This window comes from Onishia taeanensis, from assembly GCF_003268885.1.
GTDB lineage: Bacteria > Pseudomonadota > Gammaproteobacteria > Pseudomonadales > Halomonadaceae > Onishia > Onishia taeanensis_A.
In genome coordinates this window covers 41,895-58,639 of sequence record NZ_QLSX01000009.1, presented here as the reverse complement: position 1 = coordinate 58,639, position 16,745 = coordinate 41,895, and the positions used below count along the sequence as shown (strand labels likewise).

The following is a 16,745-nucleotide window of genomic DNA, read 5'->3' as shown; positions in this document are numbered from 1 at the left end:
TTCCGCCATCCTGCAACACCAGGGTGGCGGTCTTGGTTGCTTGATGATAGCAGGGGCTGAGATCGGTATCCGGGTCAGCCTTTCTCGCAAAGGCGTCCCTTGCCAGTAGAGGAGGTGTCATGAAAGAGCAGTGCCTGTGGCATGCCACGTCGCCCGAGCCGGCGCCTCAGTTTGAAGCGCTCGAGGGCGAACGGATGGCCGATGTGGTGGTGATCGGCGGCGGCATCACCGGGCTCAGTACTGCGCTGCATCTGGCGGAGTCGGGTGTTGATGTCAGCCTGGTCGAGGCGGGCGATATTCCCAGCGGTGGCTCGGGGCGCAATGTCGGCCTGGTCAATGCGGGGCTATGGATTCCCCCGGATGACATCCTCAAAGCCCTGGGGGAAAAGGATGGCGAGCGCGCCAATGCCATCCTCGGTGGAGCACCCAAGGAAGTCTTTGCGCTGATTGGCCGCCATGGCATCGAGTGCCATGCGACCCAGACCGGCACCTTGCATTTGGCCCATAACGGCAAAGGCGAGCAGGACCTGGCGCGCCGTGCCGAGCAGCTAGCACGACGCGGTGCACCGGTGGAACTGCTGGAAGACGAAGGCTGCTGGCAGAAAGTCGGCACGAAGCAGATTCGTTGCGCTCTGCTCGACCGGCGTGCCGGCACCATCAACCCAGCCGGCTACACCCGTGGTCTGGCCCGTGCGGCAAGCGCCGCCGGCGCTCGGCTCCATACCCATAGTCCGGCGCAGGGCGTGACCCGCGAGGGCGATGACTGGCGCGTGGCGACGCCCAGAGGCAGTGTACGGGCACCGCGGGTGGTGGTGGCCACCAATGCCTATACTGAGGATGACTGGAATCAGGTAAAGGAGCATTTCTTTCCTGGCCATTTCTTCCAGGTGGCGTCCAAGCCCCTGTCCGAAGAGGTCGCTGGCGATATCTTGCCTGAGCGGCAGGGGGCATGGGATACCCGCATGGTGCTGAGCAGCATGCGCCGGGACAGCGAGGGACGCCTGATCCTTGGCAGCCTGGGGAAAGGGAGCGGTCGTCCACAGGCCTATGTGCGCTGCTGGGCGGATCGTATCCAACGCCACTACTTTCCCCAGTTAGGGGCGGTCGAGTGGGAGACCACTTGGACGGGAAAGATCGCCTTTACGCCCGACCATACCCTGCGCATCTTCGAGCCGGCCCCCGGTATTCTGGGGGTCTCGGGCTACAACGGGCGTGGCGTTACCACCGGCACGGTGGTGGGCAAGGGTTTTGCGCATTACCTGGTAACCGGCAAGGATGACCTTTTGCCGCTGCCGATCAGTTCGCCTGAGCCGATCAAGGTCAAGCCGTTATGGAGTTCTGGCTATGAAGGCGGCTTCACGCTCTATCACGCCGGGCAATGCCTGCGTGTGTTGATTTAAATACCACCTTAATTCACGCCACTCCGAGGGCCGCTTCAAGGCCCTTAGAGCAACTGTTGTCGCCATACGGCGGCAAAAGTAAACAGCCAAGCTGTTGCCTGCGAGTACAAGACTAATAACGCAGCATCATCCTGAATGAGGGAAAAGTTTATGGAAAGTTCAACAAGAACAAGGAACTACGAAAAACCAGGACTTTTGTTGGCGCTTACTCCAGTAGTGTTGACCCTGGTGGCCCTCGGCGTACAACTTTTCTATTTTGATGATTTTACGCCGCATATTCCTTTGGCCATTGGCCTGGCCATCACCTCCTTGGTAGGCATCAAGCTTGGCTTCAGATGGAAGCGAATCGAAGAAGGGATTTTTCACGTCATTCACGTGTCCCTGCCGTCGGTTTCTGTGCTGATTTGCGTGGGGATGATCATCGGCGTTTGGATCGCCAGCGGTACGGTACCGACGCTGATTTACTATGGCCTGACCTTGCTCTCGCCGGCCGTTTTCCTGGCGGCGGCCATGCTACTCTGCTCGGTGGTCTCGCTGTCGCTTGGTACTTCCTGGGGAACGGTGGGTACCGTGGGTCTGGCGCTGATGGGCATCGGGGCTGGCTTCGACATTCCTGTCTACTGGACGGCGGGTGCGGTTGTCTCCGGGGCCTTCTTCGGTGACAAGGTCTCGCCGCTTTCCGATACCACCAACCTTGCCCCGGCCGTTACCGGCACCGATGTGTTCTCGCATATCAAGAACATGATGCCCACGACGGTACCCTCGATGCTGATCGCTTTGGTGATCTATCTGGTGGCCGGCTACACCATGATCGATGATCAGACCGCCTCCTTCGAGCGCATCAATGCGATTACCGACTCTCTTCAGGCCAACTTCGCCATCTCGCCGTGGCTGCTGCTGCCGGCATTGTTAGTGATCGTGCTGGCCGTCAAGCGCATGCCGCCGATTCCGTCGCTGTTCGCCGGCGTATTGGCGGGGGGAGCGACCGCCATGATCGCTCAGGGCGCCGGCCTCCACGAAGTGGTCACTTATGCCAACTACGGCTACAGCATCGATACTGGCGTCAGCGCTATCGACAGCCTGCTCAATCGTGGCGGCATCCAGTCGATGATGTGGACCATTTCGCTGGTGTTGATCGCGCTGGGTTTCGGCGGCGCCTTGGAGAAGACCGGCTGCCTTGAATCCATCATCCGCTCGCTGATGAAGAAGGTGCACAGTTTCCGCGGCGTCCAGACCTCGGCGGTGCTGACGTCAGTCTCGACCAACCTGGTTGCCGGCGATCCTTACCTCTCCATTGCGCTGCCGGGGCGTATGTACGCGCCGACCTATCGGGGGCTCGGCTACTCGACCCTCAACCTGTCGAGGGCCATCGAGGAAGGTGGCACACTGGTATCGCCGCTGGTGCCTTGGAACGCTGGCGGGGCCTTCGTGATCAGCGCGCTGGGCTTGGGTATTGCCGATGGTAACGTCGAGAACCTGCTCTATATTCCGCTGGCCTTTGCCTGCTGGATGTCGCCGGTGATCGGGATTCTCTATGCGCAACTGGGGCTCTTCTCGCCCAAGGCCAGCGAGGAGGAACGTGAGCTATGGGCCTCTCAGAATGAAGCCATTGCGACGACGGATGATCTTGGCGCGGCGGCCAAGGCCAGCGTGGACGCCAGCCCGCAGTCCTCGAGCTGACCGGCACGCGTCACACCGCGTGGTCTCGATGGGTCGCTCCGTCCGGTATCGCCGGGCGGAGCGTTTACTTTTCTGGCCGTGAGTCGTGCCGGCATGTTGTGATCGCTCGTTCGGGCTGTTCGACGGCAGGCGAGCAAGGGATAATCCCCTTCCCGTTACCCACCCTGGTGTTAATGAGAGAGCAGCTCCGGTGACCGATACGTGTTCCCCGCCAACCACCAACGCGCGTAGCTTCCACCTGGGGCTCGCCATGTGGGCCAACGAGGACTGGCGCGGCGGGCTCTATCCGCCGCATGGCAGCCAGGGTGACCGCCTGTCGGACTATGCACGGGTGTTCTCTACGGTGGAGGGCAATACGACCTTCTATAGCGGCACGCCGCGTGCCGATACCGTGGCTGCCTGGGCCCGTCAGGCACCGGCGGATTTCCGTTTCTGTTTCAAGTTGCCCGGCGCCCTGACCCATGAACGGCGCCTGACCGGCATCGAGGCTGAAGTCGAGGAATTTCTCGCCGCACTCTCGCCGCTGCACGATCGCCTCGGGCCGGTGATGATTCAGTTGCCACGGGACTTCGGGCTTGAGGAGTTACCGAGCCTCGAGGCATTACTGGAACGATGGCCCGCCGGCATTCCCGCCTGTGTCGAGGTCCGTGACCCGGAGTTTTTCCACAAGGGGAATGCCGAGGCGGCTCTCAACCGATTGTTGATAACTCATGGGATAGACCGAGTCATGCTTGACGTGCGGCCCTTGTTTGCTACGCCCGCGGGGAATGACGCGCGGCTGGCCAGGGCGCAGAGCGAAAAGCCCAAACGCCCATTACACGTGATCTCAACGGCACAGCAGCCGGTAGTGCGCTTCATCGGTCACTTCGATGCGACTATCAATGAGGCCCGTTTTACGCCCTGGGTTGACAGGCTATGCCTGTGGATAAAACAGGGGAAAACCCCTTTTCTCTTTGTGCATACACCCGACAATCGACAGGCGCCGGCCCTTGCAAGAGCCTGTCATGAACGCCTCGCTGCACGGCTTGCACTAACGCCTTTGGCCCCCTTTCCCGGCGAGCGTCAAACGAGCCTTTTCTAGCAGGGCTTTTCTGAGGTTGCGGCCCTTTCCAAGGGCAATCCGCTCTGGCTATCGGGATCATGATCGGATAGTTTTATGGCCTTCATGCCGTTTACCATTCGATATTGTGGAGTTTTGCGTGAAACCCGCACGAATTCTCGCAATATCACGGCATGAAAGTCGTGCCTTGTGCCCAGATCAGGGACCGAGGCGCGGCGGCTAGCGGCGGAGATCCTGCCCGGATCCTGTCATGCCCTTGATTGGCATCGTGTGATCCATGATGCCGCGGACGTGGCAATAACAAGCACAAGCAGCCGTCATCGCATCTGACCGATCGTTGGCGACACGCAACCTCAAGGTGAATCATGTCCAAACTATCCCACGCACATTGGTCATCAAAGCTGACCTTTATCCTCGCGGCCACCGGTTCCGCGGTCGGCCTTGGTAATATCTGGAAATTTCCCTACATGGTGGGCGAAAGCGGCGGTGCTGCCTTCGTGTTGGTGTACCTGCTGTGTATCGCCCTGATCGGGCTGCCCATTTTGACCGCCGAATGGCTGATCGGGCGTCGCGGTCAGGAGAATCCGGTCAACTCGATGGCCGAGTTGGCCAAGAGCGCGGGGCGCAGCAAAGGCTGGGTGATGGTAGGGGTCAGCGGCGTGCTGGGCGCTTTCCTGATCCTGTCCTTCTATAGCGTCATCGGTGGCTGGTCGCTGTCCTACACCCTGAGCTCGGTCACCGGTGACTTCACTGGCCAGGATGCCGATGCCATCGGTGGACTCTTCTCTGGCATGTTGGGCAACCCGGGACAGCTGCTGCTGTGGCACTCGGTCTTCATGCTGCTGGTGATTGGCATCGTGGCTCGCGGCGTGACCAAGGGGCTCGAGGGCGCGGTGCGCACCCTGATGCCGGCGCTTGGCGTGCTGCTGGTGGTGCTGGTGGGTTACGGCATGACGACGGGCTATTTCGGTCAAGCGGCAAGCTACCTGTTCAATCCCGACTGGACCAAGCTCACTGGAGAAGTAGTGCTGGCGGCGCTGGGCCATGCCTTCTTCACCCTGTCGCTGGGGATGGGCATCATGATGGCCTACGGCTCCTACCTCGGTGAGGAGGTCAACCTGCTCAAGACCGCCCGCACCGTGGTGATCATGGATACCGTCATCGCTCTGGGCGCTGGCCTCGCGATCTTCCCTATCGTCTTCGCCAATGGCCTGGACCTGAACTCTGGGCCGGGGCTAATCTTCGTTACCCTGCCACTCGCCTTCGGCAACATGACCGGCGGCATGCTGCTGGGCCTGATGTTCTTCCTGCTCCTGACCTTCGCCGCTCTGACGTCGGCGATCTCGCTGCTGGAGCCGGTCGTGGAATTCGTCGAGGAGCGCACGCCGCTGTCGCGAGTGAGCGCGACCCTGGTCGCCGGCGTGGCTACCTGGGCGCTGGGCATCGCCGCGCTGCTGTCGTTCAACGTCTGGAGTGAGGTGCTGTTCTTCGGCCTGAATATCTTCGACCTGCTCGACAAGCTGACCAGCAAGTTCCTGCTGCCGCTAACCGGCCTTGGCGTCATCATGTTCGTTGCCTGGGGACTCGACAAGGAAGGCGTACGCAAGGAACTGGGGATGGATATCTACGACTTCAGCCTGTGGAACCTGATCACGCGCTATGTCGCGCCGATTGGCGTGCTGGCGGTGTTCGTTTCCAGCCTCTGAGGGTGTAGGCGTCATGGACCGTCATCGAATGCCGGTCCTGCTCCTGTCACAGACCTAGTTACAGGGCTGGTTAAAGAGCTAGCCTGTGACAGCTCAGCGAGCCCCGGTCCTACCGGGGCTCGCGGCGTTTAGCCTGGACGAACGAGGCTACTGGATCAGATCATCGTCGAGATCGGCGAGGTCCTGCTCCAGCCGCTTGAATTCTTTATGCAACTCGATGCCGCGGCGGGCTCTGAGGTTGCGTAACGCAGCGGATTTCTGGCGCTGCTGATGCTCGGCGACTTCCATGCTCATGAAAATATCGAGGAGTTCGCTTTTGACGGAGGACACCTGTTCGACATTACGCATGATCGACTCTCCTGACGGGCGATGATGGTGCCAGCCGCCCTTTGAGTGCTGTCCTGCGACCGGCACCTTCCTGTTTACTATAACCCACTTGACAGGATGATGACGTTCAACGCTAAAGGAACGCGCAGCCCAAGAATGACATCAGCACCTCCGGCTGGGGCATACTGTGGCTATCGGTTATTTACCCACAGTCGCTTTTACGACGCTCCCTATCCACACTGTTACCCACAGCTATACCCACATTTTTCATCACGTTCTTTATCCACACCCCTGCCAAGGAGCCTTCCGTGAGCCGTGCCCTGTTCGATGAATTGAGAAATCGCATGGAGCACTTTCGCCGCTCCGAGCAGAAGGTGGCGCGCTTCGTGCTGCGCAACCCAGAAGAAGTGATCCACATGCGCATCGTCGATCTGGCCACCGAGGCCAAGGTCAGCGAGCCTACGGTGGTACGTTTCTGCCGGGCGCTGGGCTGCAACGGTTTTCAGGACTTCAAGCTCAAGCTGGCGCAGATGCTGGCCTCGGGCAGCCAGTTCGCCCAGTTCTCGATGAACGACAGCGACAGCGTCGCCGAGTTTTCTCACAGCATCTTCGACTCCACCGTCGGCACCCTGCTGTCGGTGCGCGACCGGCTGGACAACGAGGCGCTGAACCAGGCCATCAATGCGTTGGCCATGGCCAACCGGGTCGAGTTCTACGGCTTCGGCGCCTCCGGTGCGGTGGCCGCGGATGCCCAGCACAAGTTCTTTCGCCTGCAGATATCCACAGCGGCCTATACCGACCCGCACATGCAGAACATGTCCGCTGCGACACTCAAGCAGGGCGATGTGGTGGTGGCGATCTCCCAGACCGGACGCACCCGGGCGCTGGTGGATAGCGTCAGGCGCGCCCGCGCGGTGGGGGCCACGGTGATCGGTCTGTGCCCCAGCCACTCGCCGCTGGCCGACGAGGTCAGCATGCCGCTTTATATCGATGTCCACGAGGACACCGAGATCTATACGCCGATGAGTTCACGCATCGCGCATTTGGTACTGATCGACGTGTTGGCGGTGGGGGTGGCCAAGACCCGTGGGCCCAAGCTTGCCGAGCAGCTCAAGGCGGTCAAGAAGAGCCTCAACCCGCTGCGCTTTCCCGAGCAAGAGGATGCGCCGGGCGAGAGTGACGACCCGCAGGACTAGTGGCATGCCGGCCCGTGTTGGCTCCATGATGACTTCCTGAAAAGCACGGCAGCGGCGCCGGCAGACGGCCCGCCCCGGGGCCTGATTATGCTAAGCTAGGCGTCCATTTTTCGACCCGAAGTGCCCCGCTATGGATGACGTCACGGCGATTCTCGATCACCTCAACGCGGCCCAGCGCGAGGCCGTCAGTGCCCCCCAGGGCAACATGCTGGTGCTGGCGGGTGCCGGCTCGGGCAAGACCCGGGTGCTGGTGCATCGAATCGCCTGGCTGATGCGCACCGAGGGCCTGTCGCCCTATGCCATTCTCGCCGTGACCTTTACCAACAAGGCGGCCCGGGAGATGCGCACCCGGCTGGAAGCCTTGCTGGGTCAGTCGCTGCGCAATGTCTGGGTCGGCACCTTCCACTCCATCGCCCATCGGCTGCTGCGCACCCACTGGCAGGACGCGCGCCTGCCCCAGCACTTCCAGATCCTCGACAGCGATGACCAGCTGCGCCTGGTTAAGCGCCTGCTCAAGGACCACAACATCGACGACGAGCGCTTCCCGCCGCGCCAGGTGCAGTACTTCATCTCCGGCTGCAAGGAAGAAGGCCTGCGCCCCCATCAGGTACAGACCCATGGCGATGCTTATCTCGGCCAGATGGTCGAGCTCTACGAGCGCTATCAGCTGACCTGCGAGCGCGGTGGCCTGGTCGATTTCGGCGAACTGCTGCTGCGAAGCCTGGAGCTTCTGCGCGACAACCCGGCGCTGCTCGCCCACTACCGGGAGCGCTTCGCCCATGTGCTGGTCGACGAGTTCCAGGACACCAACACCCTGCAGTACGCCTGGCTGAAGCTGCTCACCGGCGAACAGGCCGGCATCACGGTGGTCGGCGACGATGACCAGTCGATCTATGGCTGGCGCGGCGCCCGGGTCGAGAATATCCGCCGCTTCGAGCAGGAGTTCACGGACACCAAGACGGTGCGTCTGGAACAGAACTATCGCTCGACCAGCGCTATCCTCGAGGCGGCCAACGCCCTGATCAGCCAGAACACCGGGCGCATGGGCAAGGAGCTGTGGACCGACGGCGAGCGCGGCGCGCCGATCTCGTTGTATGCGGGCTTCAATGATCTGGACGAGGCGCGCTACATCGTCGATACCATCGCCTCCCAGGTGAAGGAAGGCACCGCGCGGCGTGAGATCGCTATCCTGTATCGCTCCAACGCTCAGTCGCGGGTGCTCGAGGAGACCCTGATCCGCCAGGGCATGCCGTACCGCATCTACGGCGGCCAGCGTTTCTATGAGCGCCTGGAGATCAAGAACGCCCTGGCTTACCTGCGGCTGCTCTTGAACCGGGAGGATGACGCCTCTCTTGAGCGGGTGATCAACGTGCCGGCTAGGGGCATTGGCACCCGCACCGTGGAGATTCTGCGCGAGCGGGCGCGGATCACCGACGTTTCCCTGTGGCAGGCGCTGCACGACTGCCTCGCTGACGCCACCCTCAAGGGCCGCGCCGGCAATGCGGTGCGGGCCTTCGCGGAGCTGATCGAACGCTTCGACAACGACACCGCCGGCATGGCGCTGCACGAGATCATCACCCACGTCACCCAGCAGTCGGGCCTGGTCGAGCATCACCGCAGCGAGAAGGGCGAGAAAGGTCAGGCTCGGGTCGAGAACCTTGATGAACTGGTCAATGCCGCCCGCGCCTTCACCCAGGGCGATGCCCTGAACGGTCAGGAGGTCGGCGAGGGCGCCGCCGCCATGGAGCCCTTCCTTGCCGAGGCGGCGCTCAATGCCGGCGACCACGAGGCCGACGACTTCGAGGACTGCGTGCAGCTGATGACCCTGCACTCGGCCAAGGGGCTCGAGTTTCCGGTGGTATTCATCGCCGGCGTCGAGGAGGGCCTCTTCCCGCACAAGATGTCGATGGAGGAGCCGGGCCGCCTCGAAGAGGAGCGCCGGCTGTGCTACGTGGGCCTGACGCGGGCCATGACCAAACTCTACCTGACTCATGCCGAGCTGCGCCGCCTGCACGGCAAGGAGACCTTCCAGCGGCCGTCGCGCTTCCTGCGCGAAATTCCGGCGGAGTATCTCGAGGAAGTGCGCCTGCGCGGCCAGATCTCGCGGCCGGTGACCGCTGGCCATGCCCCGTCCCAGTCCTCTGTTGACGGCGGCGACGACCTGCCTTCGCTGTCGCTTGGGCAGCGGGTCAGCCACCCGGTGTTCGGCGAAGGGGTGATCCTCAACGCCGAGGGCGCAGGTGAGCGCGCCCGGGTGCAGGTCAGCTTCGAGGGCGAAGGCGACAAGTGGCTGGTGCTGGGGTTTGCCAAGCTGACGCCGCTATAGGCTAGCGGTGGACGCCAGGCGGGCAATGGAAGTCAGGCAGGCAAGACACAGGTGAAGCGGGCAAGAAAGGCGGGCCATGACAGGTAGACGAGCAGCGGGCTTGCCGGACAATTCGGGCTTCGCGCATACTTTGTGGCGGACACCAGCAACACCATACCGATAATCCGCTAACCGGAGCCGCATTCTTCATGTCACGCCCCCTTCACCGCCGTCACTTCCTTACCGCCCTGGGCGCCGGCGCTGCCGGCATTGCCGCGGCGCCCTTCGTCAACACCGCCAGCGCCCAGGAGACCATTACCTGGAAGATGGTCACCTCCTGGCCCAAGAACTTCCCGGCCCTGGGGACCGGCGCCAACGATTTCGCCAAGCGCATCGAGCAGCTATCCGGCGGGCGCATGCGCGTCGACGTCTACGGGGCCGGCGAGCTGGTCCCGGCGCTGGAAGTGTTCGATGCGGTCTCGTCGGGCACTGCCCAGATGGGCCACTCGGCCTCCTATTACTGGCGTGGCAAGGTACCGGCGGCGCAGATGTTCACCGCCGTGCCCTTCGGCATGACCGCCCAGGAAACCAACTCCTGGCTTTACCAGGGAGAAGGGCAAGCGCTTTGGGATGCGCTCTATGCCAAGTACAACCTCAAGCCCTTCGCCGTGGGTAACACCGGCACCCAGATGGCGGGCTGGTTCAAGCGCGAAATCAATTCGCTGGAGGACATGCAGGGGCTCAAGCTGCGCCTGCCGGGGCTTGCCGGCGAGGCCATGAACGGCATCGGCGTGACCACGCTCAACATGCCGGGGAGCGAGATCTTCACCTCGATGCAGACCGGTGTACTGGATGCCGCGGACTGGGTGGGGCCCTACAACGACCTGGCCTTCGGCCTGCATCAGGTCGCCGACTACTACTACACCTCGGCCTGGAACGAGCCCAGTGCGATTCTCGAGGGCACTGTCAATCTGGATGCCTGGCAGGCGCTGCCGGATGATCTCAAGGTAGTGGTCATGGAAGCGGCGCGTTCCGCCAACCTGGCGATGATCGACGAATTCACGCTGCGCAATGCCGAGGCGCTGAAAACGCTGGTCGAGGATCATGGCGTCAAGCTGCGTCAGTTCCCCGACGAGGTGATCAAGGCGCTTTATACGTCGTCACAGGACGTGCTGGCGAAACAGACCGAGTCCGACGAAGACTCCCGGCAGATCCTCGAGTCTTACCGCGCCTTCCAGTCGCTGGTGCGGCCGTTCAGCGATATCGGCGAGTTTGCCTATCTGAAAACGCGGGAACTGGTCAGCGGCTGATCCATTGTCGATATTGATCAAGCGAGGCTGTTGCTCAATGGCGCTGTGGTGGATCAACGGCCGTCGGGCACGGCGCGTATGCGGCCGTTATCGTCCATTGCCACCATCACGAAGCGCGCCTCGGTCACCTTGTGAAGCTCATCGGGGTTGCGCTCGTGGGGTGGACGGCTCCATACCTCGACGTTGATCTTGATCGAGCTGCGGCCGATTTCGCGGAGTTCGGTGAAGATATTGACCACCGAGCCCTCGCGTACCGGACACAGGAAGTCCATGGCCTCGATGGCCACCGTAGCGGTGCGGCCATGGGCGATGCGGCCCGCGGCCAGCTCGGCGGCCTGATCCATGTGGCTGACCAGCCAGCCGCCGGGAATGTCGCCATAGAGGTTGGTGTCCTGGCGGGTGGCCAGCAGTTTTAGGGTCAGTTGGCCCTGAGGCGTGGGAACGTCATCGATATCGGTCATGGCGGCGTTTCCAGTGGGCTTGTTGTTGTCGAAGGTGTAGTAACATGAAGGCAAGGATGGCCCACGCTGGGCGCGGCCGACGCTGTCATCATATACGCCGGCCCTAGGCGTCACCACCCACGGTCAGGGAGCTCACCGTCATCGTATTGCAACCTGGTTGCGTCATACTCCCAAGGCACGCTATGACACCCTGACGCATTCGCCAGTGACAGGGCTTTCAGTACCGCGGCTCGCGCGGATCCAAGCATACGAACTCGGGCGCAAGGATATGCCGCGCGTCCTCAAGGAGTGTCACCATGGATATCACCAGCGATACCCACAGCCAGCATATTTCCCGCCAGTTCAATCATGAGCTCGAGGATCTCAAGAATCACTTGATGGCCATGGGTGGCCTGGTCGAGAAACAGGTTCAGGATGCCGTCATTGCCCTGCTCGAGGGCGACTCGAGCCTAGCAAGGCAGGTCTCCGAGCAGGACCGGACCGTCAACGACATGCAGATCAAGATCGACGAAGAGTGCACTCGGGTGCTGGCGCGGCGTCAGCCGGCGGCTTCCGACCTGCGCCTGGTGCTGGCGGTCACCCGTGCCGTGTCCGATCTTGAGCGGATCGGTGATGAGGCCACCAAGATCGCCCGCAACGCTCTGTCGCTGAGTGAGTCCGACAATGGCAAGAAGGGCTTCGTCGAAGTGCGGCATATCAGCGAGCGCGTACGCAACATGGTGCGCGACTCGCTGACCAGCTTTGCCCGCTTCGATATCGATCTGGCGCTCAAGGTGGTCCACGAAGACGAGGCCGTCGACAGCGAATACACGACCGCGATGCGCTCGCTGATGACCTTCATGATGGAAGATCCGCGCTCCATCACCTCGGTACTCAGCGTGATGTGGGTGCTGCGCGCCCTGGAACGCATCGGCGATCATGCCAACAACCTGGCCGAGTACGTCATCTACCTGGTTAAAGGGCTGGATATCCGCCATATCAATCCGGACGACCTCGACGAGGAAGCGCTCAAGCAGCGCAAGTGACGATAGCCGCCATGGCGGCATCAAGCAGCCGAAATCGCCGCCGCTTCGTGCGGCGGCGTTGTTTTATCCAGGATGTACACGTCTAGTGACCTGTATATCGAGAGAAGGAGTCGCGAGAGGATGCTCAACGCCCTGACGGCGCTGACCCGAGGAACCCGGCTGGTCTTCAGTCCGGGTCTGAGACGCTATGTGTTTCTGCCGATGCTGGTCAATCTGGTGGTCTATGTCGCCGGGCTTCAGTTCGTACTGAGCCATTTCGGCGGCTGGCTGGATGGCTGGATGACGATGGTCCCGGGCTGGCTTAATTGGCTCGAGTGGCTGATCTGGCCGCTCTTCGTGGTGACTCTGGTGCTGGTGGTGTTCTTCAGTTTCACCCTGGTCACGCACCTGATCGCGGCCCCCTTCTATGGCTTCCTGGCGGCCAAGGTCGAGGCGCAGCAGACCGGCCGACCTCCGCAGGACGAGCGTGGCCTGGTGCGCACCGGCGTCGATGCCCTGGGCCGCGAGCTGGTGAAGCTTGCCTACATTGTGCCGCGCATGGCGCTGTTGTTTGTGCTGAGCTGGGTGCCGGTGGCCAACCTGCTGGCGCCGCCGCTGTGGTTGCTGTTCTCGGCCTGGGTGATGGCGATCACCTATCTTGACTACCCGATGGACAACAACGCCGTCAGCTTCGCCGATATGCGCCGCCGGCTGCGCCGTCGCTGGTGGCCGACCCTGACCTTCGGCGGCTGGGTCACGTTGCTGACCTGGATTCCGCTGGCCAACCTCTTTCTGCTGCCCGGCGCCGTGGCGGGCTCGGTGCTGATGTGGGATCGCCACTATCGCGAGCTTGGCGCTTCAGGAGAGGCGGTAGCGACCCGCCGCTGAGCCCCATGGTGTGGCCCGGCGTGCATGGTTTCCTTGTTTCGCCTTCTTTCCTTGCTGTCGCCTGGCCGTGACGAAAAAAGCCCTGCTATCCGCTAGCGGGGCTTTTTTCGTTCTCAGAGCGACTACTGTCATAGCTACTCATGCCATGGCGACTATTGCCATGGCTATCGTTTGAGGGTGGGGCCTGTCGTGAATGCGGCTAAAGCTGGGGTGTCGCGTCAGGCGTGGGCCGCTTGATCCTCGACCAGGCGCTTGCTGGGGAAAACGCAGCGAAACACTGACCCCTGATCGGGGTAGGAGGAGATTTCCAGGCGGGCGTCGTGGCGCAGCAGTACGTGCTTGACGATGGCCAGTCCCAGGCCGGTACCGCCGGTTGCCGTGCTGCGACCCTTGTCGACCCGATAGAAGCGCTCGGTGAGGCGGGGGATATGCACCGGGTCGATGCCCTCGCCGTCGTCCTCGATTTCCAGGGCGGCGCCCGCCGGGTGATCGCGCCAACGCAGGACAATATGACAGCCTTCGCCGCTATAGCGTACGGCGTTGAAGGCCAGGTTGGAGATGGCGCTGCGCAGCTCCTTGGGGTCGCCGCGCAGTGCCTGGTTCGACTCGATGTCGAGGCTGATCTGGTGACGGCCACCCGACAGGGATTCGGCGTCGTGCTGGATCGCTTCCAGCAGGGGCGGCACGGAGACGCGCTCGCTGTGCGCATTGGGCTGGTCGATCTCCAGGCGCGACAGCATCAGCAGGTCATCGACCAGGTTCTGCATGCGCTTGGCCTGGTCTTGCATCTGGCCAAGGCTCCTGGCCAGGCGCGGCGGCATCAGCTCGGCATGGTCGGCATAGGTCTCCAGGTAGCCGGTCAGCACCGTCAGCGGGGTGCGCAGCTCATGGGAGACGTTGGCCACGAAGTCGCGGCGCATCTGCTCCAGACGATGCAGGCGAGTGATGTCGCGGGCCATCAACAGGCGCTCGTCGTCGCCATACAGCGTCAGCTGGAACTGCAGGACGCGTCGATCGTCGATCGGCGAGGTCAGCGTCAGTGGCTCTCGGTAGGCCCGCTTGTCGAAGTACTCAACGAAGCGCGGGGCACGGATCAGGTTGGTGATGTGCTGGCCGCGATCCTGATGAGTCTTCAGCCCCAGCATGGTTTCGGCGGCGCTGTTCCACCATTCCAGGTCGCCACGGCGGTCGAGCATCACCACGCTGTCGCTCATCGCCTCCGAGGAATCCTGAATGCGTTGCAGGGTGTTACGCAGGCGTCGCTGGGTCTTGGCCTGCGCCTTCTGGTGATGGTGCAGGCGATCGAAGAGCTCACCCCAGATACCGCTGGCCTCGGGTGGGTCACTGTGTCGCGACTGGGTCAGCCAGCGATGCAGGGCGCGCAGCTGGCGCAGATGGAAGAGCAGGTAGATACCGAACCCCAATGCCAGACCCAGACCTGGAGCGCCGAAGATCAGGCCCGCCAGGGTCAGAACGCCGGCCAGCCAAGCCAGGCGCCAGAATTCCAGGGACCAGAGGTTCATAGGTAACTCAGCCCTTGGCAGAGAAGCGGTAGCCCGTGCCGCGCACGGTCTGAATCAGGTGCTGGTGTGCCTCGCCGAGGGCCTTGCGCAGGCGGCGGATGTGCACATCGACGGTGCGCTCCTCGACATAGACGTTGCCGCCCCACACCTGATCGAGCAGCTGACTGCGCGTATAGGCGCGCTCCTGATGGGTCATGAAGAACTGCAGCAGGCGATACTCGGTGGGGCCGATATCCAGCGGAGCGCCGTGGGTGCTGACGCGATGGCTGGCAGGGTCGAGCAGCAGCCCCTCGACCTCGACCGCCTGCTCGACGCCTTTGGGCGTGGCGCGGCGCAGCACCGCCTTGAGGCGGGCCACCAGCTCGCGGGGTGAGAAGGGCTTGGTGATGTAGTCATCCGCCCCGGCTTCGAGCCCCTGAATCTTGTTGTCTTCTTCGCCCTTGGCGGTGAGCAGGATGATCGGCAGCTCGGCGGTAGCTTCGTCGCGCTTCAGGCGGCGGGCCAGCTCGATACCGCTGATGCCCGGCATCATCCAGTCGAGGACCAGCAGGTCGGGTTGATGGTCGACGACCATGGCATGCGCGGTCTGGGCGTTGTCGGCCTCGAGGACCTGGTAGTCGGCCATCTCCAGGGCGATGGCGATCATCTCGCGGATAGAGGCTTCGTCATCGACGATCAGGACGGTCTTGGTGCTCATCTGGCTGGCCTCCTGGCCTTACAAAGATAAGGACAATGACAAGATGATGACGATTCCACCACGCTAACATGACATTGCCATGACAGGCGGCTCTCACCAAGGGGGCTCACCAAGGCCCTTGATCAGGGGCTTAGATCAAGGGCTCTGACCCGGGCGTATCCCTCTTCTTGCTCCGCCCCTTTCTTGGCCCCGACCTCAGGGGGCGCACCTTTCGTCCGGCAGTTGCTTCAGGGCGCCGGCCACAGCGACAGGGCCAGGCCGGCGAACAGGATCAGCCCCGCCCAGTGATTGTTGAGGAAGGCCTGGAAGCAGCGATCCCGGTCGCGGCCGCGAATCAGCGTGTACTGATAGACGAAGATCGCGGCCATGGCGCCAAGCCCCAGCCAGAAGAAGCCGCTTAGTGCCAGGCGGGTACCGATCAGTCCCAGCAACCCAAGGGTCAAGAGCTGCAGCAGCCCGATCATCAGGATATCGGCGCGCCCGAACAGCACCGCCGTGGACTTGATGCCGATCTTGAGGTCATCGTCCCGGTCGACCATCGCGTATTGCGTATCATAGGCCACCGTCCAGCACAGGTTGGCCGCGAACAAGAGCCAGGCCTCCAGCGGTACCGCGCCGGTCACGGCCGAGAAGGCCATCGGAATGGCCATCGAGAAGGCCGCCCCCAGCACGACCTGGGGCAGGTGCGTATAGCGTTTCATGAAGGGATAGACCGCGGCCAGGGCCACGGCGGCCACCGACAGCAGCACGGTCAGGCCGTTGGTGAAGCACACCAGCACGAAGGAGGCAGCGACGAGGACCGCGAACAGCATCTTGGCTTCGCGCTCCGCAATGCGGCCGGTGGCCAGCGGCCGTGCCTTGGTGCGCTTGACGTGACCATCCAGGTGGCGGTCGGCGTAGTCGTTGACCACACAGCCCGCGGCCCGCATCAGGTAGACCCCAGCGATGAAGATCAGCAGCAGGGTGCGGGTGGGCAGGCCCTCGGCGGCGAGCCACAGCGCCCAGAGCGTCGGCCACATCAATAGCCAGGTACCGATGGGACGATTGAGGCGCATCAGTGCCAGAAAGTCGGGCAGGCGAGCCAGGCCACGGGGGCGCTCGACGTGATCCATCTTGGTCTCCAGGTTGTCTCTTCAGGCCCTGCCGCTACGCCCATTCTCCAGGGCCAGGGCACTCTTTTATCGCGCC

The 16,745-nt window shown here is 62.6% G+C and carries 14 protein-coding genes; 9 read left to right on the top strand and 5 right to left on the bottom strand.

What is annotated here, in order from left to right:
* Window positions 1–119: 119 nt before the first annotated feature.
* The 4 genes from amaA to BCL93_RS12610 all read left to right on the top strand — a co-directional run bounded on the left by amaA (window position 120) and on the right by BCL93_RS12610 (window position 5,846).
* Window positions 120–1,400: an L-pipecolate oxidase gene (gene amaA, locus BCL93_RS12625; RefSeq protein WP_112055627.1), complete on the top strand. Its 1,281-nt coding sequence runs from the start codon at window positions 120–122 to the stop codon at window positions 1,398–1,400.
* Between the two features lie 150 nt (window positions 1,401–1,550).
* Window positions 1,551–3,080, top strand: a complete 1,530-nt coding sequence (gene nhaC, locus BCL93_RS12620; protein WP_112055626.1) for a Na+/H+ antiporter NhaC — start codon at window positions 1,551–1,553, stop codon at window positions 3,078–3,080.
* A 250-nt stretch (window positions 3,081–3,330) separates the two neighbouring features.
* A complete protein-coding gene (locus BCL93_RS12615; RefSeq protein ID WP_112055735.1) occupies window positions 3,331–4,161 on the top strand; it encodes a DUF72 domain-containing protein in 831 nt (276 codons plus the stop codon).
* A gap of 344 nt (window positions 4,162–4,505) precedes the next feature.
* Window positions 4,506–5,846, top strand: coding sequence for a sodium-dependent transporter (locus BCL93_RS12610; RefSeq protein ID WP_112055625.1), 1,341 nt, complete (start codon window positions 4,506–4,508; stop codon window positions 5,844–5,846).
* Window positions 5,847–5,993: 147 nt separating this feature from the next.
* On the opposite strand, the gene BCL93_RS12605 is transcribed toward BCL93_RS12610, so the two are convergent.
* Window positions 5,994–6,194 (bottom strand): PA3496 family putative envelope integrity protein, encoded by a 201-nt coding sequence (locus tag BCL93_RS12605; protein ID WP_112055624.1) that lies wholly within the window; start codon window positions 6,192–6,194, stop codon window positions 5,994–5,996.
* Between the two features lie 287 nt (window positions 6,195–6,481).
* Here BCL93_RS12605 and hexR point away from each other — a divergent pair, with 287 nt between their 5' ends.
* From hexR to BCL93_RS12590, 3 genes are all read left to right on the top strand, one after another.
* Window positions 6,482–7,369 carry a transcriptional regulator HexR gene (gene hexR / locus BCL93_RS12600; protein ID WP_112055623.1) on the top strand — a complete coding sequence of 296 codons (888 nt, stop codon included), beginning with the start codon at window positions 6,482–6,484 and terminating at the stop codon, window positions 7,367–7,369.
* A 130-nt stretch (window positions 7,370–7,499) separates the two neighbouring features.
* Window positions 7,500–9,695, top strand: a complete 2,196-nt coding sequence (gene uvrD, locus BCL93_RS12595; protein ID WP_112055622.1) for a DNA helicase II — start codon at window positions 7,500–7,502, stop codon at window positions 9,693–9,695.
* A gap of 188 nt (window positions 9,696–9,883) precedes the next feature.
* Entirely contained in the window at window positions 9,884–10,984 is a 1,101-nt protein-coding gene (locus tag BCL93_RS12590) for a TRAP transporter substrate-binding protein (protein ID WP_112055621.1), read from the top strand.
* Window positions 10,985–11,037: 53 nt separating this feature from the next.
* Here BCL93_RS12590 and BCL93_RS12585 read toward each other — a convergent pair whose 3' ends face one another.
* Complete coding sequence (locus tag BCL93_RS12585; protein WP_112055620.1) at window positions 11,038–11,445, bottom strand: acyl-CoA thioesterase; 408 nt, start codon at window positions 11,443–11,445, stop codon at window positions 11,038–11,040.
* Window positions 11,446–11,741: 296 nt separating this feature from the next.
* Between BCL93_RS12585 and phoU the strand changes: the two genes are divergently transcribed.
* Both phoU and cysZ read left to right on the top strand, forming a co-directional pair.
* Window positions 11,742–12,470 carry a phosphate signaling complex protein PhoU gene (gene phoU / locus BCL93_RS12580; protein WP_112055619.1) on the top strand — a complete coding sequence of 243 codons (729 nt, stop codon included), beginning with the start codon at window positions 11,742–11,744 and terminating at the stop codon, window positions 12,468–12,470.
* Window positions 12,471–12,590: 120 nt separating this feature from the next.
* On the top strand, window positions 12,591–13,337 hold the full coding sequence (gene cysZ, locus BCL93_RS12575) for a sulfate transporter CysZ (RefSeq protein ID WP_112055618.1): 747 nt from the start codon (window positions 12,591–12,593) through the stop codon (window positions 13,335–13,337).
* A gap of 218 nt (window positions 13,338–13,555) precedes the next feature.
* Here the strand turns inward: cysZ and phoR are convergent, their stop codons facing one another.
* From phoR to ubiA, 3 genes are all read right to left on the bottom strand, one after another.
* Window positions 13,556–14,860, bottom strand: a complete 1,305-nt coding sequence (gene phoR, locus BCL93_RS12570; RefSeq protein WP_112055617.1) for a phosphate regulon sensor histidine kinase PhoR — start codon at window positions 14,858–14,860, stop codon at window positions 13,556–13,558.
* Between the two features lie 7 nt (window positions 14,861–14,867).
* Window positions 14,868–15,557 (bottom strand): phosphate regulon transcriptional regulator PhoB, encoded by a 690-nt coding sequence (phoB, locus tag BCL93_RS12565; RefSeq protein WP_112055616.1) that lies wholly within the window; start codon window positions 15,555–15,557, stop codon window positions 14,868–14,870.
* A gap of 227 nt (window positions 15,558–15,784) precedes the next feature.
* On the bottom strand, window positions 15,785–16,669 hold the full coding sequence (gene ubiA, locus BCL93_RS12560; protein WP_112055615.1) for a 4-hydroxybenzoate octaprenyltransferase: 885 nt from the start codon (window positions 16,667–16,669) through the stop codon (window positions 15,785–15,787).
* Window positions 16,670–16,745: the final 76 nt, after the last annotated feature.